The 21807-nt window shown below is 61.0% G+C and carries 18 protein-coding genes; 6 read left to right on the forward strand and 12 right to left on the reverse strand.

The features are described from left to right. The first annotated feature begins 67 nt into the window (after nt 1-67). The 3 genes from FFV09_RS23275 to uxaC are packed head-to-tail and all read left to right on the forward strand — an operon-like array spanning nt 68 to nt 4544. A complete protein-coding gene (locus tag FFV09_RS23275) occupies nt 68-1501 on the forward strand; it encodes a tagaturonate reductase (protein WP_141450108.1) in 1434 nt (477 codons plus the stop codon). After that, on the forward strand, nt 1498-3075 hold the full coding sequence (locus tag FFV09_RS23280) for a UxaA family hydrolase (protein ID WP_425472247.1): 1578 nt from the start codon (nt 1498-1500) through the stop codon (nt 3073-3075). The genes FFV09_RS23275 and FFV09_RS23280 overlap by 4 nt, the downstream gene beginning before the upstream one ends. Further along, nucleotides 3072-4544, forward strand: a complete 1473-nt coding sequence (gene uxaC / locus FFV09_RS23285; RefSeq protein WP_141450110.1) for a glucuronate isomerase — start codon at nt 3072-3074, stop codon at nt 4542-4544. The genes FFV09_RS23280 and uxaC overlap by 4 nt, the downstream gene beginning before the upstream one ends. A gap of 153 nt (nt 4545-4697) precedes the next feature. On the opposite strand, the gene FFV09_RS23290 is transcribed toward uxaC, so the two are convergent. Next, entirely contained in the window at nt 4698-5573 is an 876-nt protein-coding gene (locus FFV09_RS23290; protein ID WP_170315121.1) for an AraC family transcriptional regulator, read from the reverse strand. 190 nt (nt 5574-5763) lie between these two features. Here FFV09_RS23290 and FFV09_RS23295 point away from each other — a divergent pair, with 190 nt between their 5' ends. Next, nucleotides 5764-7791 (forward strand): alpha-amylase family protein, encoded by a 2028-nt coding sequence (locus FFV09_RS23295; RefSeq protein WP_141450114.1) that lies wholly within the window; start codon nt 5764-5766, stop codon nt 7789-7791. A 29-nt stretch (nt 7792-7820) separates the two neighbouring features. On the opposite strand, the gene FFV09_RS23940 is transcribed toward FFV09_RS23295, so the two are convergent. The 8 genes from FFV09_RS23940 to allC all read right to left on the reverse strand — a co-directional run bounded on the left by FFV09_RS23940 (nt 7821) and on the right by allC (nt 18044). Continuing rightward, the gene (locus FFV09_RS23940; RefSeq protein ID WP_170315122.1) at nt 7821-7958 is read right to left on the reverse strand and encodes a hypothetical protein; all 138 of its coding nucleotides are present in this window, start codon (nt 7956-7958) and stop codon (nt 7821-7823) included. A gap of 395 nt (nt 7959-8353) precedes the next feature. Further along, complete coding sequence (locus FFV09_RS23300; RefSeq protein WP_141450116.1) at nt 8354-9748, reverse strand: allantoinase; 1395 nt, start codon at nt 9746-9748, stop codon at nt 8354-8356. Nucleotides 9749-9801: 53 nt separating this feature from the next. Further along, on the reverse strand, nt 9802-11205 hold the full coding sequence (locus FFV09_RS23305) for an NCS1 family transporter (RefSeq protein ID WP_141450118.1): 1404 nt from the start codon (nt 11203-11205) through the stop codon (nt 9802-9804). Between the two features lie 252 nt (nt 11206-11457). Then, a complete protein-coding gene (locus tag FFV09_RS23310) occupies nt 11458-12315 on the reverse strand; it encodes a fumarylacetoacetate hydrolase family protein (protein ID WP_141450120.1) in 858 nt (285 codons plus the stop codon). Continuing rightward, a complete protein-coding gene (locus tag FFV09_RS23315; protein ID WP_141450122.1) occupies nt 12312-13586 on the reverse strand; it encodes an amidase in 1275 nt (424 codons plus the stop codon). Before FFV09_RS23315 ends, FFV09_RS23310 begins: the two co-directional genes overlap by 4 nt. A 3-nt stretch (nt 13587-13589) precedes the next feature. Continuing rightward, nucleotides 13590-14936, reverse strand: coding sequence for a uracil/xanthine transporter (locus tag FFV09_RS23320; protein WP_141450123.1), 1347 nt, complete (start codon nt 14934-14936; stop codon nt 13590-13592). Between the two features lie 555 nt (nt 14937-15491). Beyond that, nucleotides 15492-16733 (reverse strand): pyridoxal-phosphate-dependent aminotransferase family protein, encoded by a 1242-nt coding sequence (locus tag FFV09_RS23325; RefSeq protein WP_141450125.1) that lies wholly within the window; start codon nt 16731-16733, stop codon nt 15492-15494. Nucleotides 16734-16799: 66 nt separating this feature from the next. After that, on the reverse strand, nt 16800-18044 hold the full coding sequence (gene allC, locus FFV09_RS23330) for an allantoate deiminase (RefSeq protein ID WP_141450127.1): 1245 nt from the start codon (nt 18042-18044) through the stop codon (nt 16800-16802). Nucleotides 18045-18215: 171 nt separating this feature from the next. Here allC and FFV09_RS23335 point away from each other — a divergent pair, with 171 nt between their 5' ends. Further along, entirely contained in the window at nt 18216-19850 is a 1635-nt protein-coding gene (locus FFV09_RS23335) for a PucR family transcriptional regulator (RefSeq protein ID WP_141450129.1), read from the forward strand. A gap of 94 nt (nt 19851-19944) precedes the next feature. Here the strand turns inward: FFV09_RS23335 and FFV09_RS23340 are convergent, their stop codons facing one another. From FFV09_RS23340 to FFV09_RS23350, 3 genes are read right to left on the reverse strand one after another with little or no spacing between them, the layout of a single operon-like run. After that, the gene (locus tag FFV09_RS23340) at nt 19945-20190 is read right to left on the reverse strand and encodes a hypothetical protein (RefSeq protein ID WP_141450131.1); all 246 of its coding nucleotides are present in this window, start codon (nt 20188-20190) and stop codon (nt 19945-19947) included. Next, nucleotides 20187-20615: a hypothetical protein gene (locus FFV09_RS23345; RefSeq protein WP_141450133.1), complete on the reverse strand. Its 429-nt coding sequence runs from the start codon at nt 20613-20615 to the stop codon at nt 20187-20189. Before FFV09_RS23345 ends, FFV09_RS23340 begins: the two co-directional genes overlap by 4 nt. Before the next feature lie 30 nt (nt 20616-20645). Next, nucleotides 20646-21122 carry a hypothetical protein gene (locus tag FFV09_RS23350; RefSeq protein ID WP_141450135.1) on the reverse strand — a complete coding sequence of 159 codons (477 nt, stop codon included), beginning with the start codon at nt 21120-21122 and terminating at the stop codon, nt 20646-20648. A 210-nt stretch (nt 21123-21332) separates the two neighbouring features. Here FFV09_RS23350 and FFV09_RS23355 point away from each other — a divergent pair, with 210 nt between their 5' ends. Then, nucleotides 21333-21737, forward strand: a complete 405-nt coding sequence (locus tag FFV09_RS23355) for a CBS domain-containing protein (protein ID WP_141450137.1) — start codon at nt 21333-21335, stop codon at nt 21735-21737. Nucleotides 21738-21807 lie beyond the last annotated feature (70 nt).

The following is a 21807-nucleotide window of genomic DNA, read 5'->3' on the forward strand; positions in this document are numbered from 1 at the left end:
GATCCGCCGGTTCCGTTCACCCAAAATGTTCACGTGTGCAAAAATCCGAATACAAGGAGCGAACAACATGACCGACTTGCCTACCCTGTCGCGTAATTTGCTGCCGGACCTGCCTTCTTTTCCCGAAAAGATGATCCAGTTCGGCGGCGGCAACTTCATGCGCGGCTTCGTCGATTGGCAGCTTCAGCGCATGAACGATCAAGGCTTGTTCGGCGGCAGCGCCGTGCTCGTCCAGGCCGTGTCTCCCCGGACCGATCCGCAGTTCGCCGAGCAGGACTGTCTGTTCACCGTGCTGCTGAGCGGCATCCGCAGCGGCGAGAGCATCGATACCGCCGAAGTCGTCGCAAGCGTCAGCCGCCTGATCAATCCGTATACCGATTACGCCGCTTATCTGTCGCTTGCGGACGATCCGGCGCTGACGTTCATCACTTCGAACACGACCGAAGCCGGCCTCGTCTACCGTCATGAAGAACGGCCCGAGACCAAATCGCCGGCCGGTTTTCCCGGCAAGCTGACCGCGCTGCTGCACCGGCGCTTCTCGCTCGGCGGGCCCGGCTTCACGCTTCTTCCGTGCGAGCTGATCGACCGCAACGGCGAACGGCTGCGGGAGATCGTGCTTCGGCACGCGGACGATTGGCAGCTCGGCGAAGAGTTCAAGCGCTGGCTGGACACGGACAATACGTTTTGCAGCAGTCTCGTCGACCGGATCGTGCCGGGCTTTCCGCACGGGCGCGAAGCCGAACTGCAAGCGCGGCTCGGGTACGTCGACAAACTTGCGGTCGCGGCCGAGCCTTATCTGCTGTGGATCATCGAAGGACCGGAATCGCTGCGCGACAGCCTGCCGCTTGCCCAGGCCGGGCTGAACGTCGTCGTGACGACGGACATGACGCCTTACCGCGAGCGCAAAGTACATCTGCTGAACGGCCCGCATACGGCGATGGTTCCGCTCGCCCTGCCCGCCGGTCTGGAGACGGTCGAAGACGTGATGAACGATGCACACTTCTCGCCGTTCGTCCATGCGTTGATCGAGCGGGAACTGATTCCGATGCTCGATATGCCGACCGCGGAACTGGAAGCTTACGCCGGGGACGTACTGGATCGCTTCCGCAATCCGTCGATCCGGCACGAACTGCGTTCGATCTCGCTGAACAGCGTATCGAAGTTCAAGTCGCGGCTGCTGCCGATCCTGCTGCGCTTCGTGCGCGAACGCGGCGAGCTGCCGCCCCGCCTCACGCTTGCTTTCGCCGCCCTGCTGCGCAGCGGCCGCGATGACGGTGACCGGCGCCGGGACGAAGCGTCCGTGCTGGCGGCCTTCGACCGGGCCGGAGCCGCGCCGTCAAGCTTCGTGCCGACCCTTCTGGGCGACACTTCGCTGTGGGGCACCGACTTGAACGAAGTGCCCGGCCTGGCGGACCGGCTGGAAAGCCTGCTGGACGTTCTGGAAAAAGACGGCCCGCGCCCCCTGCTCCGGCGCATCGCCCAAGGAGGAATCCACGCATGAAAACGTTGATGAAAATGAACGCCCGCGACAACGTCGCGGTCGCGCTTCGGCCGCTTGCGGCCGGCGAACGGCTGCAAGCCGAAGGTGACGGCGCGGAACGTACGGTCGTAAGCAGCGCAGGCATGGACCGTACCGATACGGGAATGACGGACATGAATAGCTCCGATACGAAACTTGCCGGGATCGAAGCGCTGCAGGACGTGCCGCAAGGACACAAGATCGCCACGGCGGCGATTCCGCAGGGCGGCGTCGTCATGAAATACGGCGCGCCGATCGGCTACGCGACCGCGGACATTCCGGCCGGCGAATGGGTGCATCTGCACAATGTACGCACGACGCTTGCCGGCGAAGAAGACTACGTCTACGCGCCGGAGCTGCATCCGGCCGTCTATCCTCCGCGCGGCCTGACGTTCGACGGATACCGCCGCCGAAACGGCAAGGTCGGCATCCGCAACGACCTGTTTCTCGTGCCGACGGTCGGCTGCGTCAACGGCATCGCCGAACTGATCATCGCCGAGTTCAAGCAGCGGCATCCCGATCTCGGCCCGTTCGACAACGTCACGGTGCTCAAGCATCCGTACGGCTGCTCGCAGCTCGGCGACGACCACCGGATGACGCGCGACATTCTGCTCGACGCGGTGCAGCATCCGAACGCGGGCGGCGTGCTTGTGTTCGGCCTCGGCTGCGAGAACAACATCGTGGCGGAATTCCGCGAGAAACTCGGAGATTTCGACGAGTCGCGGGTCAAGTTCCTCGTGGCGCAGGATGTCGGCGACGAAGTGGAAGCCGGCATGCAGCTGCTCGAAGAGCTGCATGCCGCGGCGCTCGGCGATGCCCGGGAGCCGGTGCCGCTCAGCGAACTGAACGTGGGGCTCAAGTGCGGCGGCTCCGATGGCTTCTCGGGCATCACGGCCAATCCGCTGCTCGGCGCGTTCTCCGATTTCCTGATCGGCCAGGGCGGGAGCACGATTCTGACCGAAGTGCCCGAAATGTTCGGCGCCGAAAAAGTGCTGATGGCCCGCGCGCAAAACGAAGAAGTGTTCTCGGACATCGTCTGGCTGATCAACGATTTCAAACAATATTTTCTGTCGCACGGCGAATCGGTATACGAAAATCCGTCGCCGGGCAACAAAGCGGGCGGCATCAGCACGCTCGAAGACAAATCGCTCGGCTGCACGCAAAAAGCCGGCACTTCGGCTGTCGTCGACGTGCTCAAATACGGCGAAAAACTGCGCCGCAAAGGTCTCAGCCTGCTGCAGGCGCCAGGCAACGACCTCGTCGCTTCCTCGGCGCTGGCCGCGGCGGACTGCCAGCTCGTGCTGTTCACGACCGGGCGCGGGACGCCGTTCGGCAGCTTCGTGCCGACGGTCAAGATCGCGACCAACAACGAATTGTTCGCCAAAAAGGGACACTGGATGGATTTTAACGCCGGACCGCTGCTGGAGCGGCCGATGGAAGACGTACTGGAGTCGTTTATCGCTTATCTGATCGAAGTCGCAAGCGGCCGCCCGACGCGCAACGAGCAAAATCAGGTGCGGGAGCTGGCTATTTTCAAAACGGGGGTTACGCTATGAACACAAATGCCAACCATTCAAGCGCAGGACGGACCGACACGGGCAGCGGCGCGGCGAGATCGGCCGCAGCCGGTTTTCTGAACGACGATTTCCTGCTGTCCACCGACCTCGCCAAAACGTTGTTCCATGATCACGCCAAAACGATGCCGATCATCGATTACCACTGCCATCTCGATCCGCGTGAAATTTACGAAGACCGTCCGTTTGCCAATCTGACGGAAGCTTGGCTGTACGGAGACCATTACAAATGGCGCCTTATGCGGGCCAACGGCATCGCCGAGGAGCGGATTACCGGTTCGGCTTCGGATTACGACCGCTTTGCCGCCTGGGCGGAGACCGTGCCGAGCACGGTCGGCAATCCGCTGTACAGCTGGACCCATCTGGAGCTGCGCCGCTTTTTCGATATCGATACGCCGCTGGACGCGCAGAGCGCGCCGGACATTTGGGAGCGTGCCAACGCGCGGCTGCAGCAGCCGGATTTCACGCGGCGCGGGCTGATTGCCCGCTCCAACGTCAAGATCCTCTGCACGACCGACGATCCGGCGGACGATCTGGAGTACCACCGGCTGCTCGCCGAAGAAGAAAGCCGTTTCGCCGTGCTCCCGACGTTCCGCCCCGACAAAGCGCTCAATATCGACGCCGACGGCTTCCCCGACTGGATCGGGCGGCTGGAGCAGGCGTGCGGACGTTCGGTTTCTTCGTTCGCGGCGCTGGCTGACGCGCTGGACGAACGGGTGTCCTTTTTCCACGCGCGGGGCTGCCGCCTGTCCGACCACGCGCTCGATACGCTGAAGTACGCACATGCCGATTCGGACACGCTGGAAGCGATCTTCGCCAAGCGGCTGTCCGGCGAGCCCCTGTCTCCGCACGAAGTGACGGCTTACCGCACCGAACTGCTCGTGCGTCTGATCGCGGCCTACACGAAGCAGGGCTGGACGATGCAGCTGCATCTGCACGCGTACCGCAACAACAACACGCCGATGTTTCGCAAGCTCGGCCCGGATACCGGCTACGACGCGCTGAACGATCTGCCGCTGACCGAAGCTTTGTCGAGCCTGCTCGACCGGGCCGAGAGCGGTTCGGGTCTGCCCAAAACGATTCTCTATTCGCTCAATCCCGGCGACTATCCGGCGCTGCTCGCGCTGATGGGCTGTTACCAAAAAGACACGCCCGGCAAAATGCAGCTCGGTTCCGGTTGGTGGTACAACGATACGCGCAGCGGCATGCGCCGCCAGATCACGCTGCTGGCTGAGAATGGCCTGCTGCCGCGGTTCGTCGGCATGCTGACCGACTCGCGCAGCTTCCTCTCCTACACCCGGCACGAATATTTCCGCCGCGTGCTGTGCGATTGGTTCGGCGAACTGGCCCAGCGCGGCGAAGCGCCGGACGACCCCGAGCTGCTCGGCGCCGTCGTGCGGGATATCGCTTACGGCAACGCTTCCGCTTATTTCGGCTTCGGCGAAGCTTGACGCGCAGCCTGATCCTGGTAAAAGAAACAGCCGTGCGCAAGCACGGCTGTTTGGCGTTCGGCTGTCCGTATCCGGCTGCGGGAATCGAAGCGCAGGCGCTCAAGTGTGAGAGAGCGGTCAGGTACAACAGGACGATCAGGCGCGAGAAAGCGATCAGGTGCGAAACACCGAATAGCGCCTGCGATATTCGCCCGGCGTCAACGACGTCGAGCGCTTGAACAGGCGGGCAAAATACGTCGCGTCTTGAAAGCCGCATTGTTCGCCGATCCGGCCGAGCGTATCGCCGGATTGGAGCAGCAGGCGCTTGGCGCGTTCGATTTGCAGATGATGCCGGTAGGATAGCGGACTCATCCCGGTATGCCGCTTCAGGCAGCGGGACAAATAATCGAAATGGTAGTGCAGTTCGCGCTCCATGACGGCGGAATCGAACGGCTGCTCCAGCGAGCGGGCCAGATACGCGGCCGCCGCTTCGCCGAGCCGGTCGGCGCGGGAGCGGCCCGGCAAGACCGAGCGCGCTTTTTGCAGCTGAAGCAGCAGTTGGCCGAACAACACCTGCAGCTCGTACGACCGCGCGAGCGTCAGCGTCTCGGACAACCGCAGCAGTTCGTCCAGCAGCGGAAGCAGCGCGGGCAGATCGACCTGCCCGTACTTCGGAATGAACGCCGCGCCGGAAGCCGGCTCCGTCTCCTGATCGCTGCGCGGCGCAAGAGGCTGTCCCGGCGCGATCGCTGCGTGAGGCGGCCGCCGCACGGCGGGCGCGTGCCGGAAATGAATCCAGTATACCGCCGTCTCCTCTTCCGCCGCCCGGTATCCGCCATGCCGCAGCCCCGCTTCGAGCACCAGCATCTCGCCCGAACCGATCGCGTACCGCTCTCCTTTTTCCTGCATATACAGCGTCCCCGAAACGCAGAAGATCACGTCGTACGCTTCGAAGACCCGCTCGGCGTGCCGCGTGCCCGGCTGCCAGACCGCATAGCCGACCGCGGCGATCTGCGGCAGCGGCGGAATAGGCAGTTCCAGCATGCGCATGTTCGCTCCCCGCCTTTCCGTTGTCATTGTCGTTGTCGTTGTCGTTGTCGTTCGATCTTGTAGAGATTGTACGATACGGAGTCGGAATTGTCTGCTTTTTTCGGACATCAAATAGGATACAGTGGTAGAGATCGTACGATTCATGCAAAGACTGCGTCCGTACAACCACTTTTACACAGGAGGGTTCTCTATGCGATTCCGTCAGGTTCATCTCGATTTCCACACGTCTGAAGCGGTGCCCGAGATCGGCCGCGATTTTGACACCGAAGATTTTCAGCAAAAGCTCAAGCTTGGCCGCGTCGACTCCATCACCGTGTTCTCCAAATGTCATCACGGCTGGGCCTACCATCCGTCCGACGCCAACGAAATCCATCCGCAGCTGGACTTCGACCTGCTCGGCGCCCAGATCGACGCTGCCCATGCGATCGGAGTCAAAACGCCGGTCTACCTGTCCGCGGGGCTGGACGAGAAGCTGGCGCGCCGCCATCCGGAATGGTTGATCCGCGATCGCGAGGAACGCACGAACTGGTCGGCGCATTTTATGCAGCCGGGCTATCACCAGTTCTGTATGAACACGCCTTATCTGGATATGCTGGCCGCGCAGGTACGCGAAGTCGTCGAACGTTACGACGCCGACGGCATCTTCCTCGACATCGTCGGCGTGCGCGAATGTTACTGCCAATTCTGCGTCGCCGAGATTCGCCGCCGCGGCTCCGATCCGCGCCAGACGGACGATATGCGCAAGCTGTGGGAAGAGACGTATCAAAAATACGGGACCGCCATGGACCAAGCCGTGCATGCGCTCAAGCCGGGACTGCCTCTTTTCCACAATAACGGGCATATCGAACGCGGGCGGCGGGATCTGGCTGCGCTCAACACGCATCTGGAACTGGAATCGCTGCCGACCGGCGGTTGGGGCTACGATCACTTTCCGCTGTCGGTCCGCTACGCGCAGGGACTCGGTCTCGACGTGCTCGGCATGACCGGCAAGTTCCACCATTCGTGGGGCGAGTTCGGCGGCTTCAAGCATCCCAACGCGCTGCGGTACGAAGCCGCGCTCAGCCTGGCGAACGGCGCGGGCTGTTCGATCGGCGACCAGCTGCATCCGCTCGGCCGGATGGACGAAGCGACCTACGCGCTGATCGGCGCAGCGTATACGGAAGTCGAAGCGAAGGAAGAATGGTGCCGCGACGTGTCGCCGGTCGCCGATATCGCGCTGCTGTCCGCCGAAGCGGCCGGCTCGGACTTCGGCGCCTGTGCGGCGGACCTCATCAGCGGAACGAGCGTGACGGACGGAAGCGGCGGCAATGACACGGTCGCGGCGGATACGGGCGCGGTACGTCTCCTGCTCGAAGGCCATTATCTGTTCGACGTGATCGACACGCACAGCCATCTGGACGGCTACAAAGTATTGGTGCTGCCGGACTGCATCGCGATTACGCCGGAGCTGCAGGAACGCCTGAAGGCTTTTACGGCTGCGGGCGGCAAGATTCTCGCTACCGGACGTTCGGGACTGACGCCGGACGGACAGTCTTTTGCGCTGGAGCTTGGCGCGCAGTGGCAGGGCGCATCGCCGTTCAATCCGACGTACGCCTGCCCGGCGTTCGAACTGCCGTCGCTGCGGCCAGCTTCGTTCGTCGTGTACGCGAACAGTTACGAAATCGGTCTGGCGGCGGGCGGAACCTCGCTCGGCAGCCGGCAGAATCCGTATTTCAACCGTGACCTGTTCACGTTCACTTCGCATCAGCATGCGCCTTCCCGCTTGATCGACGCGGGGCCGGGCTTCACTTCCGGCGCGGACGGCCTATACGCGGCGTGGAACCTGTTCGCCGATTATGCCCGGCACGGCAGCCTGCCGGTGAAGCAGATGCTGCTGCATCTGCTCGATACGCTGCTGGAATCCGCGGCCGGCGGACGCACGCTGTCCGTAAATCTGCCCGCGCAGGGCATCGTCACGCTGCAGGAGCAGCCGGATGCCAACCGCCGGATGCTGCATCTGCTGTACGCCCCTCCGGTGCGCCGCGGCCAAAACACCGAAGTGATCGAAGACCTGCCGACCGTAGCGAGCACCGACGTAACGCTCGCCGAGCCGCGTCCGGTGAAACGGCTGTACCTCGCCCCGCAGCGCACGCCGCTCGGTTTTACGCAGGAGAACGGGAAGATTGCCTGCACCGTGCCGGCGTGGTCGTGCCATCAGATGGTGGTGGCAGAGTTTTGACGGATGCGGCATGGGACAGGCGGCGGGAATTACAGGACGCAGACGGGAATGACGGGAACGGCGAAACACAGACGGAAATAACGGGACGCAGACGGGATCAGCGGGATCAGCGGGATCAGCGGGATCAGCGGGATCAGCGGGATCAGCGGGATCAGCGGGATCAGCAAATTTTAAGCGATCATCCAACAATCCAACGAATCGTCGTAACGCTATTTCGGCTTTTTAAGCCTTTTCGCGCCGCTAACGAATCGTGATATCGCTAACAGGAGTAAAACCGGCGTTTTTCTGCTTTATCCCGCTAATAGCGATCTCACGATTCGTTACATTTCCAAAATGTCCTCCAAACGGCGTCTAACGAATTGAGGATTCGTTAGCGCTCGATCCAGGTAATCTTGGGCTGCAACTTCCTCCTTTCCCCTTTCGTCTGTGGAGCATATAGGGAAGAAGAAGCGTTCCTATCCAAAAAACCGTTCTTTCGCCGAAGTGGCAAAAGAACGGTTTTTCGTGCAGATGGCGCAAATGGATGCGTGGACCAGACCACCGCCGTATGCGCGTCGCCCGACTATGTCGCCGACAGCTCCTCCGCCGCGGCTCCGATTCCCGCCGGCTTCTGCCAGCGGCCTGTCGGCTGCGCGGCCGTCACTTCGCCGCCGCAGGCGACGATCTCGCCGCGCACGATCGTTCCGCTCACGCTGCACGGAAACGTATGGCCCATGTACAGGCTCTGTTTATGCTGCGCGTAATAATTGTGTTCCGTCACGGTGAACGGTTCGTTCAAATCGACGATCGCCAGATCCGCGTCGAGGCCGACGGCGATCGTGCCTTTGCGATCCGCCAGGCCGAAGCGCGCAGCCGGGTTCGAAGCGGTCCAGGCCGCGACCTGCGGAAGCGGGATGTCCTGCGCAAGCGCCGTTTCGAGCGCCGACAGCAGGGTGAACTGCCCGCCGCTGATACCGCCCCACGCTTCGAACAGATTAAAGTCTTTCGGATCTTTCATATCGTACGGACACGGCGAATGGTCGGACGACAGCATATCGAACTTGCCGTCCGCGAGCAGGGCGATCAGCCGCTGCTGCTCGTCCGCTTCGCGCAGCGGAGGCGCGCACTTGGCGATCGTTCCTTTTTCCCGCAAATCGTCATGGTTGAACATCAGGTAATGGGAGCATGTCTCGACGCTCACATCCATGCCCCGATCTTTGGCCGCTTCGATCTTCGCGACGGCCGCGGCCGAGCTGATATGGACAAAATGCAGCGCGCAGCCGGTTATTTCAGCGTAGTACAGCGCACGCTCCACCGCTTCGACTTCGGCGATGATCGGACGCGTCTCCAGATAGTCGTCGGCGCCGAACAGCCCGGCTTTTTCTTTTTCTTCCTTGAGCCAGTTGGTGATCGCCGCGCTTTCCGAATGCAGGGCCAGAATCTTGCCGAGCGCCGCGATCTTTTTCATACCGGTCAGCAGCGTCCTATCGTCCACCGCTTCGAATTCTTTGTTGCCGGTCGTGGACAGGAACGCTTTGAACCCGATCACGCCCGCTGCCGCCAACGGCTCCAGGTCCTCTTCGTTGCCCGGCACGAGCCCGCCCCACAGCCCGAAATCGACGATCGACTTCTGCGTACCCAACCGGGCTTTGCCGAGCAGCGCTTCTTCGGTCACGGTCGACGGAATGCCGTTCAGCGGCATATCGAAAAAGGTAGTACAGCCTCCGGCGGCCATCATGGCCGAGCCGGTCGTGAACCCTTCCCAATGCTCCCGGCCCGGCTCGCTGAAGTGGACGTGCACGTCGATCAGGCCCGGCAGCACATGCCGGCCGGCCGCGTCCCACTCCTGCCCCGCTTCTGCCCGCAGATTTTCCTCGATCGCGACGATTTTCCCGTCTGTAATTCCGATATCGGCTTGCGTAACGCCGCCCGGCAGCACGACGCTGCCTCCGCGGATGATCAGGTCCAAACGTTCCATAGTATTCTCCCCTTTTCGTATGCGCTAATGGTAGGCGGTGACAGATATGCGGATCAAGCCGCTTTTTCGTAAATCGTCCCTTTTTTGAACGAAGAGCCCCGGAACGCGTATTTGCTCAGCAGCAGGTAAGCGATACCCGCGGCGACAAAACCGGTAATCCAGCCGATATCTACCAGCAGGAACGCGGCGCCGGCTCCGATTGCCATAGCAAGCAGTGCGCTCGGATTGTATCCCGCGAAGTTCCCGGTCTCCCGGTACAACTCCATCGCATCGACCTTTTGCCGGCGCAGGATGTAGTAGTCCACGAGCAGGATCGCCACGATCGGACCGAGGAAAGCGGAGTAGATCAGGATGAACGTGTTCAACCCTTGCGCCGAAGAATCCTGCACGAGTACCCACGGGAACGAACAGAGCGCGAGCAGTCCGGTCACGACGACCGACGCTTTATACTTCAATTTGGTCACGAGCGAGATGACGTAAGCCGGAGGTACGATATTGGCGACCATGTTGACGGCAACCGCGCCGATGACGATAAAGGCCGATACCGCGACGGTAATATACGGATTGTCGACGATGATCGCGAACGCTTTGACCGGATTCGAGATACCGGTCGCCGCCGCCATCATCGCGCCGATCGTCAGAACGAATCCGTAGGCGATCACGATCGGGAGGAAGTAGAGCATGCTGCGCTTTTTGTCGCTGATGCCGGTCTTGAGCTCACGGGAGTAGTCGGCCGCGCTCAGGAAGATCGCCGCGTAGTTGCCGAGGAACACCATGATAAAAGCGAAGAACGGAAGTCCCCACGTGCCTTCGGTGTTGACCCACACGTCGGCGATCGCCGCGCTGTGCGAATTCAGCAGGACGCCGAAGACGTAGACGAGAGCCAGCATGATCACGACCGAAGCGAGCGTCTCCACCCACTTGATCGCATGAAAGCCGTAAAGCGACAAGACGATCTGAACGCCCTGCAAAATGACGAAGCAGATCGGGATGCTGTCGAACCCGCCGCCGCTGAGCACTTTGACGATCTCGTTCAGCGCTGTCGCCCCGACCCAGCTCTGGAAGCCGTACCAGACGATGGCGGGCACGCCGCGCAGGAACGAAGAGATGACCGACCCTTTGATGCCGAACGACATGCGCAGCTGAACGACGTAAGGGATGCCGGTGCGATAACCGAAGCGGTCGTTGAGCGCGAAGATGACGGAGATGATGCCGATCGCCACGATCGCGGCCACGAAAGTCTGGAACACGTTGAGCGTGGCCATCCCCGCCGCGATCAAGCTTGCTCCGAGCGTCATGTTGCCGAGATTGACGCCGTCTCCGATCCACATGAACATGTACGCTACCGGACCTACCGTTCTTTCGTTGTCCCGCTTGGGCTTCAGGGAGTCGTCCAATCCGATCTCTTCATGCAGCTGCGTTTCTTCCAGCACCCGACCTGCCAAATTCGTAGACATACTCAGCACGCTCCCTCTATAAACGATTTAAAATCCGGTAAGATAACGTCACTTGAATATGTAATGTTTTCTTACTCTCATTTCTTATTTCTTATTTTATCACCTCCCCCATACAATTCATTGACAAAAACGTAGATTATCGCAGCGTTTGCTGTTGAAATTAAACAAAAAAACATCACACAAAGTGTGATGTCAGAGTGTAAGCGTTCTATTCATCGGAAAAGAGCGGCGCTTGCCGGCCTTTAGCAGCCTTTACCGGACCGGATTGCGCAGGCTCACCTGCTTGAAGATGCCGCACTCCGCCACGTCTCCGGGAGCGATGATCACCGAACCCGGCGTTCCCGTCAAGATCACGTCCCCGGGATTCAACGTCATGATGCCGGACAAGAAGGAGATCAGATAAGCGGGCGAAAAAATCATCCGTCCGACCGTGCCGCGATGCGCCGGTTCGCCGTTGAGCCGCGTGACGACTTCAAGCGCGTTCAGATCGGCATATTCGTCGGGCGTGACGAGCGAAGCGCCCAAGCTTGTAAACGTATCGTAGCTTTTGGATCGCTGCATAAAGCGCGGATTGCGCGCATGCACGTCTTTGGCCGTCATATCGAGCGACGCTGCGTAGCCGGCCGCGTAATCCGGCGCTTCCGCTTCGCCGACCGAGCGGCAGCGCCGGCCGATTACGATCGCAAGCTCCGCTTCCGCGGTCACCTGCCCGATACCCGCGGGCCATTCGATGTATGCGCCCGGCCCGATCAGCGACGTGTCCGGCTTGAGAAACACGACCGGTTCGTCTTCGGGCGGACGCCCGGACAGCTCTATCGCTTTGGCCAGATAATTCATGCCGATCCCGATCATCTTGCCCGGCCGGCGGTACAGCGGCCCGTATGTCACTTCGTGCTCGGCAAGCTTCGGCAGCGCCGCAAGCCGCCGCGCTCCGCCCCCGTCGTACCAGGCTCGCAGCGTATCCAGTCCGCCCGCTTGCAGCAGCGGCCACAGTTCGGTGTCCCAGTCCGTGCCTTCCCGCTCGTTCACGACCTTCAGCGGAACCAGTCCGCTGTCGGCGATCAGGGCGGCTTGTTCCCGTCCTTCGTAGTGGATCGTCGCCAGTCTCACGGCCGCACCTCCCCGCCGAAAATTCCGGCGACCCGGTCCAGCAGCCGCAGATCGGTGCCCGGCCCTCCGATCCACGACAGCCCGATCGGCAGCCCGTCTGCGCGCAGCACCGGAACGGTCACCTGAGGCAGGCCGGCCAGCCCCGCGATGCAGGATAGCTGCATCGTCTTGGCCCGGTACGCTTCCGCTTCCGGGCCCCGCAGACCGAGCCGCGGCGCGGGACCCGGCGCGGTCGGCACGACCAGCAGCCCGTCTTCGCCGAGCAGGGAGATCAGCCCGCGGCGCACGCGGCGGCGCAGTTCGGCTTCCGCGCCGGCGTCGGCTGCGCGCAATGTGGATGTCCATGCAAAACGCTCCGCGATGCCCGGGCCGAACGCCGGTCGTTCGCGCTCGATCCACGCCCCGTGCTGCTTCCAAATCTCCAAGGCTTGCAGAATGCGAAAAGCGGCTGACCAGTCGGCCAGCGATTCTCCTTCCGCTGTCAGCGGAACTCCGCTGACGCGGCCTGTCAGGTCTTCGACAGCGTGAAGCTTCTGCCGCAGCAGCGCGCGATCGGACTCTTCCGGCAGCGCCCAAGCTTCGTCCGCGGCAAAAAAGCGGACAAACGGCTGCGCTTCGCCGCTGCGCGCCTCGTTGTCGCCGAGCAGCGCCTGCCCGACCCGGCGCAGGACCGAGACGTCGCGGCTCATCCAGCCGACGGTGTCGAAGCTTGCCGCCAGCGGAATAACGCCTTCCGCGGAGACCGCGCCGTGCGTCGGCCGAAACCCGTACAGGCCGCAGTAGGCCGAAGGAATACGGACCGATCCGCCCGTGTCCGTGCCGACGGCAAAATCGACCCGGCCGGCCGCCGCCGCGACGGCCGAACCGCTTGAAGACCCGCCCGGAATCCGACCCGGCGCGGCCGGATTGACCGGCGTGCCGTAATAGGCATTTTCGCCGTTGAGGCTGTACATCAGTTCGTCGGTCTGCGTCGTGCCTTGAAGCCGGGCGCCCGCGGCGAGCAGCTGTTCAAGCGCCGGAGCTGTCCGCGCGGACGGTTCATGCGTACGCAGCCAATCCGGATTGCCGGCTCCGCTTATGACGCCCTGGATATCGAATACGTCTTTGACCGCGAAAGTCAGGCCGTCCAGCGGTCCGCTTCCGGTAGGCGAAAGTTCGACATGCCGGTCGACGAACGCCCCGTAGTGTTCTTTTTCACTCCGATTGAACGCCGATACCGGCTTGGCAGCCTCTTCCGCTTGATGTCCGAGTCTTTTTCCCGCTTCGCTCATCTCTTATTCCTCCTTGGTGTTGGCTTCCCCTGCGGTATTCGTGTCCGCCTGTTCCGGTTCCCGCGTGCGTGAGCGCATCCGGTCCAGCAGCAGCGCCAGCATGATGCCGACCAGCAGCCCGTTACCGAGCAGCGGGCGCAGCAGCGGCGGCAGCGAAGCGAAATACGACGCCGGCATGCCCATCAGGATCAAGCCGACAAACAGCGGCGCCGCCGTCCGGTAAATATTGGCCGTATCCATCCGGATCTGGCCGAAATACGTCAGCGACGAACCGAGCAGCCGTAAATACGTCACGAGCAGCACGGCGCTGCCGATACTCAGCGGAAGAGTCGTCAGCATGCCGCTGACCGCCGGAACAAGCCCGATCCCGGCAAACAGCAGCCCGCCGAGCACGAACGGAAGCCGGTCGCGTATACGGGTCTGAAGCAAAAATCCGACAGACGAGACGTAAGGCGCGTAAGGCACCAGCCCGAGCATTCCCGACAGGACGGCCAAAATTCCGCTGATCGTAAACGAACGCCGATACTGCCCGCTGCCTGCTTCTTGTTCGTAAATCTCATCCGTGCCTTTTAACGCGCCGAACGTGTTCGACGCGTTGATCAGTCCCGCGATGACCGCGATCCCGATCACGCCGACGTCCAGTCCGCCGGTCGGCTGCCCGAGCGGAAACCAGCCCCACTCCAACTGGCCGGCCGCCTGCGTTTCCGCGCCGAAAACCAGCCTGTGCAGCGCCCAGCCGCCAACGATGCCGATCAGCAGCGCGTACTGCGCGATCGCCGGCCGGGCTTTGACCGACAGTACCGCGACAAACAGCGCAACGGCTGCCGCCAGTCCGAAAATGCCCGGCCGGATCAGCGCCGAATCGGAGTTGCCTCCCGCCGAAATGCCGAGCATGCCTTCGAGAAAAATGGTGTTCAACCGGCAGCCGAGCAAGAACATGAACACCGCCATCACGCCCGGCGTGAACAGGCGCGACAGCGGCGCCGCCAGTCCGCACACACCGATCAGTATCGTGAGCACGCCCGAGATCAGGATCCCGACCGCCAGGCTTCCGCCCAACTGCGGCAGCGAGAGGCCGAGCGACGGCGCCGCGGCGCACAGGCTCAGGATCACGCCCCACCACAGCCCCGACTGCCCTTCCATCACCGATCGCCGATGCCCGAGCCACGCCTGCGCCGCGCAGGCCAGTCCCGTCAGCACGAACGAACATTGGATCAGAAATTGAATCCTCCCCTGCGGCAGCCCGAACGCCGCCCCTACGGTGATTGGAATGACGACCGTGTTCGTAAACAGGAAAAATAACCACTGCAGTCCCGAAAGCCCCGACCGCAGCGCGATTTGGTACCGCATGATTCACCTTCCCTCCCTTTTTTGCTTGTGTTACGCAAAAGGATTCCGGAGAATTCCGGAATCCTTGGTTGTTTGGAGAAATCCTATTCGTTACGGAAACTCCTAGCCGCGAGAGAAATTCGTTAGCGTAGGCTTCCGATGTGCCTTTTCGCTTCGCACTGAATCGAACTTCCTTTAACAACCATGACCCCGAAAATCCGCAATCCTTTTGTTTTTTTATTTTTCTTGTATATTCTATATTTTTTTATATCTTTTTGATTCCACACTTTTTCATGGCCCTTTTCCCATTTCCATTTCCATTTCCTTTGCCTTTGCCTTTGCCTTTGATTTTCCCTTTTCCCTTACCCCACTCCAAGCGCGGATGGTCGGGGGGCGGAGGGGGAACTCGTGTAGGATAAAGACTTTCGAAGAAAGTCACATCGGAAGCATACGCTAAAGCGTTCGCCTCTGTCTTTGAGAAATCACCATTTAAATATAATCAAATTTCTCAAAGGCAGGAAGCGACCGAAACGAATTCCCCCGGAGCCCCGCTACACGCCTGCACCCTCCACCCCACTAGACCACCGACGCCACCACTCCCTCATACACATCCAACGCCTCCTGCACCCCGCGCCCGATCGCAATCGGCGCTTTGTGGCGGATCAATACGGCTTCCAGCGCGGCCAGTACGAACAGCACGTTCTCCTGGCGGCAGCTGTAGCCCATCGTGCCGATCCGCCAGATCTGGCCGTGCAGCGGGCCGAACGAGCTGGCGATTTCGATGCCGAATAGATTCAGCAGCATGCCGCGTACCGATTCGCCGTCGATGCCTTCGGGAATACGGATGCACGTGACGACCGGCAGCTTCCAGGCCACGTCGTTAAACAGCGTCAGTCCCATGCCGCGCAGGCCGGCCATGAGCGCCCGTTCATGCAGCCGGTGGCGTTCGAAGCGCGCTTCCAGCCCTTCTTCCAAAATAAGACGCAGCCCTTCGCGCAGCGCGTACAGCATCGACGTCGCTTCCGTATGATGGTTCAGGCGGCGCGGTCCCCAATAATCCTGCAGCTGGCTGAGGTCAAAATAATTGCTGCGGATCGGATGCGCCACTTCCCGGCAGTCGCTGGCTTGGGCGACGCCGCGCTCGACTTTTTTGCGGCTCTGCAAAATCCGTTCCACGCGTTCGTTATACGTGACCGGCGCCATGCCGGACGGAACGGAGATACATTTCTGCGTGCCGCCGATGACCGCGTCCAGCTGCCATTCGTCCACTTTGACCGGCGCGCCGCCGATCGAAGCGACGGCGTCGACCACGGTCAGCACGCCGAGTTCGCGGCAGGCCGGACCGATGGCGTCCAGCGGCTGCATACAGCCCGTCGACGTCTCCCCGTGCACGATCGCCAGTATTTTCGGCTGCACCCGCTTCACTTCGTCGATAACCGCCTGTTGGTCGAACACTTCGCCCCACGCACATTCCATCAGATGGACTTCCGCGCCGCTGCGCTCGGCAATTTCGGTCAGCAGATGGCCGAACCGGCCGAAGATCGGCACGAGCACTTTGTCGCCCGGTTCGATCAGGCTGCACAAGACCGCTTCGATGCCCGAACGGGAAGTGCCGTCGACCGGAAACGCCCATTGATTGTTCGTCTGGAACGTCTGCCGCAGCATATCCATCGTCTCGTTCATGATCTGCGTAAACGCCGGATCGAACTGTCCCAGAATCGGCGTCGTCATCGCGCGCAGCACGCGCGGATCGGCTTCGACCGGCCCCGGCGTCATAATCGTTCTCAAAGGTACTTGAATTTCCCGGTACGTCGTCATCGGCTGTCGCCCTCCTCGATTATCGTTCCCTGGTTACCTATATGTCGTTCATGTCGTCTATGTCGTTCAATACGCCAACTTGTGCAGCAGATCGATCAGCAGCTTCACGCCGCGTTCCAGATCTTCGGTCTCCGTGAATTCGGCCGGCGAATGGCTGAGGCCTCCGCGGCTCGGCACGAACAGCAGCGCCGTCGGACAGAATGTGCCGAACACCTGCGAATCGTGCCCCGCTCCGCTCGTCATAGACCGATACGGGATGCCTGCCGTACGCAGGATGTCTTCGGCGGCCGAGCCCAATCCTTCGTCCATCGCGACCGGCGGCTCGTCCATCCATTTGCGGATTGCAACGCTTGTCCCATGCTCCGCCGCGATGACGTCGAATGCACGGAAGCATTCTTCGCAAAAAGCACGGATAACCGCCGCGTCGCCGTGGCGCACGTCGAGGCTGAACGTCACTTCCCGCGCGATCACGTTGCCGACATTCGGTTTGACCTCCATCCGGCCGACCGTCGCGACGAGTCCCGCCCCGTCTTCGTTCGCCCGGTTCATCAGCACGGAGATCAGTGCCGCCGCGGTGGACATCGCGTCCCGGCGCCAGCGCATCGGCGTCGTGCCGGCATGATTGCTTTCGCCGGTGACGGTAATGTCGTAGCGGCGCTGGCCGACGATATGGCTGACGATGCCGATCGACTGCCCTTCGCGTTCGAGAATCTGGCCCTGCTCGATATGCAGCTCGATAAAGCACTCCAGATCGCTGCGTTCGGGCGCGGGATGCCGGCCGAAGCCGAAGCCGGCTTCGCGCATCGCCCGCTCGAACGTTACGCCGTTCGCGTCGGCCAGCCCGGCCGTCTCTTCGCGCGACTTGACGCCGGTAATCCGGCCCGACCCCCAGTACGTCATCGGGAAGCGGCTTCCTTCTTCCTCGCACAGCGAGACGACTTCGATCGGCTTGAGCGGCGGGCCGTACCGCGCAAGCAGATACTCCGCCGCGATCAGCGCGGCGACGATGCCGTACGCACCGTCGTATTTGCCGCCGCCCGTCACCGTGTCCACATGCGAACCGGTCAGCACGACGCGCGCTTCCGGGTCCCGGCCGGCCATCCGGCCGAACAGGTTGCCGGCGTCGTCGTACCGCGGCAGCAGGCCGATCTCGGCCATCCTGCTTTCGATCGCCCGCTGCGCGGAGCGCCAGGACGGATCGTACAGCAGGCGGGTCACGCCGCCCGCTTCGGAAGCGCCGTACGAAGCCAGCCATTCGATCAGATTCTCGACCTGCCCGGACAAGGCGGACAGCTTCGGTTGTTCAATCATCCCTGCAATTCCCCCCGTTCCGGCCGTACAAGCTTTTCAACCGGTGTTAGTTTAATTAACTTGGCAAAGCCGTTTCATCCATTGTAGAATAAAACAACGTCGAAAGCATTCACGGAAGTGTAGAAGAATTATAGATTTCATTGGACATGTTAACCAAAGGAGCGCCGTAAAATGAGATTGGATGAGCTGTTACAGCTGCCTGTATTTGACGGAACTGCCATCGCGGCGGGAGCAAAAGGGCTGAACCGGGAAGTCTTGACCGTCAATATGATGGATGCTCCCGACATTATTCCTTATTTGAAAAAAAACGAACTGCTCGTCACCACGGCGTTCCATTTCAAGGACGACCTGCCGGCGCTGCTCGAACTGATCCGCGAGATGGGTCAGCAGGAATGCGCCGCGCTCGGCATCAAAAGCAAGCGGTACCTCGGCAGCATCCCCGCTTCGGCGGCGGCGCTTGCGGACGAACTGCATCTGCCGCTGCTGGAACTTCCGCCCGAGCCTTCGCTCGGCGACATCGTCAACAAATCGCTGAGCCATATCCTCGACGTGCGGACGACGGAACTGCATAACGCCATGCAGACGCACCGGCAGTTCACCCAGCAGATCATGAGCGGACAAGGTATTCCAAAACTGCTCGATCAGCTGTCCGCTCTGCTGCGGCTGCCTGTCCTGCTGCTCGGCCCGTATATGCAGCCGATGTTCGGCCGCTTTCAGGACCCGTCCACCGCAGGCAGACTCGAAGCGCTGCTCGCCGGCGGAAGCCGGTTCCATGCGGCGCCTTCGATTTTCTCCGCTTTTTCCCTGCTGGACGGCAGCCGCGAGACGCTTACGCTGTTCCCGGTCTACACGCACAAACAGCTGCATTATTTGTGCATCCCCGGCACTTTTTCCCCGGCCGAACGCTCCGGCATTTTGACGATCGAGCAGGCGGCCAACGTTATCGCGTTCGAACTGATGAAAGATAACGCGCTCAAGCAGAACCGCCGCCGGATCCAGAACGAGTTTTTCGCCAACTTTATCGGAGGAGCCTTCTCGGGCAGCGAAGAGATCGCAAGCCGCGGACGCGAGTTCGGACTGTCCGGCGACCAGCGTTACGTGTGCGCGGTCGGCAAGCTCGGCGGCGCGGACAAGACGACTTCGTTCATGCAGTACAAATCCGAGCAGGACCGGATCGCGGAACGTATCGAAGCCGAACTGACCCATTTTCGCTATCCGATCCATCTGTTCACCCATGACCGGGCCTACGTGCTGCTTATGCCGCTTGCGGAAGAATGGAAAATCGTCGAGCCTTCCTTCGTCGCCCTGCTGGAACGGCTGCAGCAGCGGATCGCCGCGCACGACGCGTCGGAGCTGTCGTTCGGCTTCAGCAGCTACGCCCAGCCGCTCGTCCATATGCCCGTCTCTTACAAAGAAGCGAACGAGGCGCTCTATTTCGGCGGCATGGCCGGCAAATCGAGATTCATCGAGCTGTACCAGCCCAAAGAAGTCCCCGAAATTTTGCGCATGATCCCGTACGAACATCTGCGCAAATTTTATGCCGATACGATGCAGGGCTTCACCGACGAGACGCTCAAAGACCATCAGATGCTGCTGCAGACGCTGTCCGTGTACCTGGAGACGCACTGCCAGCTTGCGGAGACGGCCAAACGGCTGTACATCCATCGCAATACGGTCATCTACCGGCTGGAAAAATGCGAAGAAATCATCGGCCGCAGCCTGAAAGACCCGGAAGAAACGCTGCGTCTGCGCATGGCGTTCCGAATCAAGGCGCTGCTGCCGGCAGGCGGATTGTCGGAAGGTTGAGCGCGGTTGGAAGGCAGATGCCTTATAAGCGAAAAAAGATCGTTCGCCCGTTTAGCGGGAAAACGATCTTTTTGCGCGCGGTCTGCCGGATGTGTCATCGTAACGATTCGCCTTCCACGCCGATGATCCCTTCGAAGCGAGGCGTCCCGCGCCAACTGCGCCAAACGTCGCCTTGAATCTTCATCCGTACAAGCTTTGCTTCGTCGGCGGCATCTGCGCCCAACCGGTATTTGACGCCCTGCACGTCCAGATCGACCGGTCTCGGTCCGTACACGAACCCTATCGCGGCGGCAACGACGCCGACGATCAGCAGGGCAAGCAGCCTGTTTCTCGGTTTCACGATTCCCCATACACCTCCGTTTCCCCGATGCGGATTTCTTTGCCCGGCTCGGCCCGGAAACGGATCAGACACTCCGTATCGACCCACGCCTCGTCACTCGCCGGTTCGACCGTGGTCTGCACCGTATAATGCGTGTCCGAATCGGTCACTTCAATCTGTACGACTTCGTATGAACCGTGCGGACGACGATAATAGGCGTACGTCCAGCCTTTGTCCTCGAACGTCAGCAGCTCGTTATCGACCCCGCCGCGAATAAGCCCGGCCGCGCCGGCCGGAAGAGAAGACCGATGCGGTTGTTCGGTCTTCGCGTACACGACCGGCTCGTGCCGGATCCACGAGATCGTGACCAAGGCCGCAATCGTACCGATCAGCAGCGCAGCCGCAAGATGGCGGCGAGGAATATGGCGTATGTTGAGCCTCTGCATAAATTCACTCCCGAATCGTTAGTCTTTTTGTTAAGGTCTTGGCGTAGGCCAGTGAAAACCGCCCAGCCCGTAAGCGGAACGGACGGTACGCCCGTAGGCGTCCGCGTCGAAATAAAACGGACCGATACCGGGCAGGGGCGTCAACGTCCCTGTTGTATCCCCGGCGCTTTGCAGTCCGAACTCGTGCCAGACGAACTGCGAATCCCGGCGTTCGATCCGCAGCGATACCGCTCCGCAGCCGAGATCCCCGCACGCCGGACATAGATACAGCGCACGCCGGCCGTCGGGAAAATCGGCGTTTTCGAGCAGCAGCAGTTTCCCGATCTGCTCGCGCTGGAACGTCTCCGGCCCGAATCCGAGGCAGCCGATATCGTCCATATGCGGATACTGCCGCAGCACCTCGTCGTACAACCGTTTCCCGTCGATCCGGAAATCCCCGTACTCGAACGTACAAGGGAAACCGGTCCGCTGCTGCTTATGCACACTCAATACCGATAATTGGGACATTGACACCGCCGCCTTTTCGAAAAAATGGTCAAACGCTCTCCCGCTCGCCTAGGCCTGAGGGAAAGCTCTTTTTAAAAAGACGGTCCCGGCCCTTAAATAGTTACGCTTTTGTCGTATAACCCGCCAACCGTTCAAAAAAACCTTCAACTATGTTTTAATAGAGAGAGATACAAGTCAGGGAAATTCGACGGTTAAGGAGTGTATACATACATGGAAGTTTCACGCTTTCTGCTGTCCAAAGACAAAGTCAAGTATATCCCCTCTTCCGCCACGATGATGGAAGCGATGGATCTGCTGGAAGAAAATCATTACTCCGCGGTCCCGATCATCGACGAGCAGGGTCGCTACGTCGGCACGCTGTCCGAAGGCGATCTGCTGTGGAAACTCAAGCACACGTTCAATTTCGACCTGTCGACGATGGCTGAAGTGCCGCTGAGCAGCATCAAGCTGTACCGGCACAACGAATCGGTCGTCATCGACGCGGACATGGAAGACATGCTTACGCTCGCGGCCGATCAGAACTTCGTTCCGGTCACCGACCACGACGGCATCTTCCTCGGCATTATCCGGCGCCGCGACATCATTAATTATTATAACGACGGGATCATGGACTAGGTTCGGCGAAGTCGTCACCCGCGTTCATCCGATCCGCGTTCTGCCTCTGTTCCCGCACAAAAAAGCTTTC

Source organism: Saccharibacillus brassicae, assembly GCF_006542275.1.
Classification (GTDB): Bacteria; Bacillota; Bacilli; order Paenibacillales; family Paenibacillaceae; genus Saccharibacillus; species Saccharibacillus brassicae.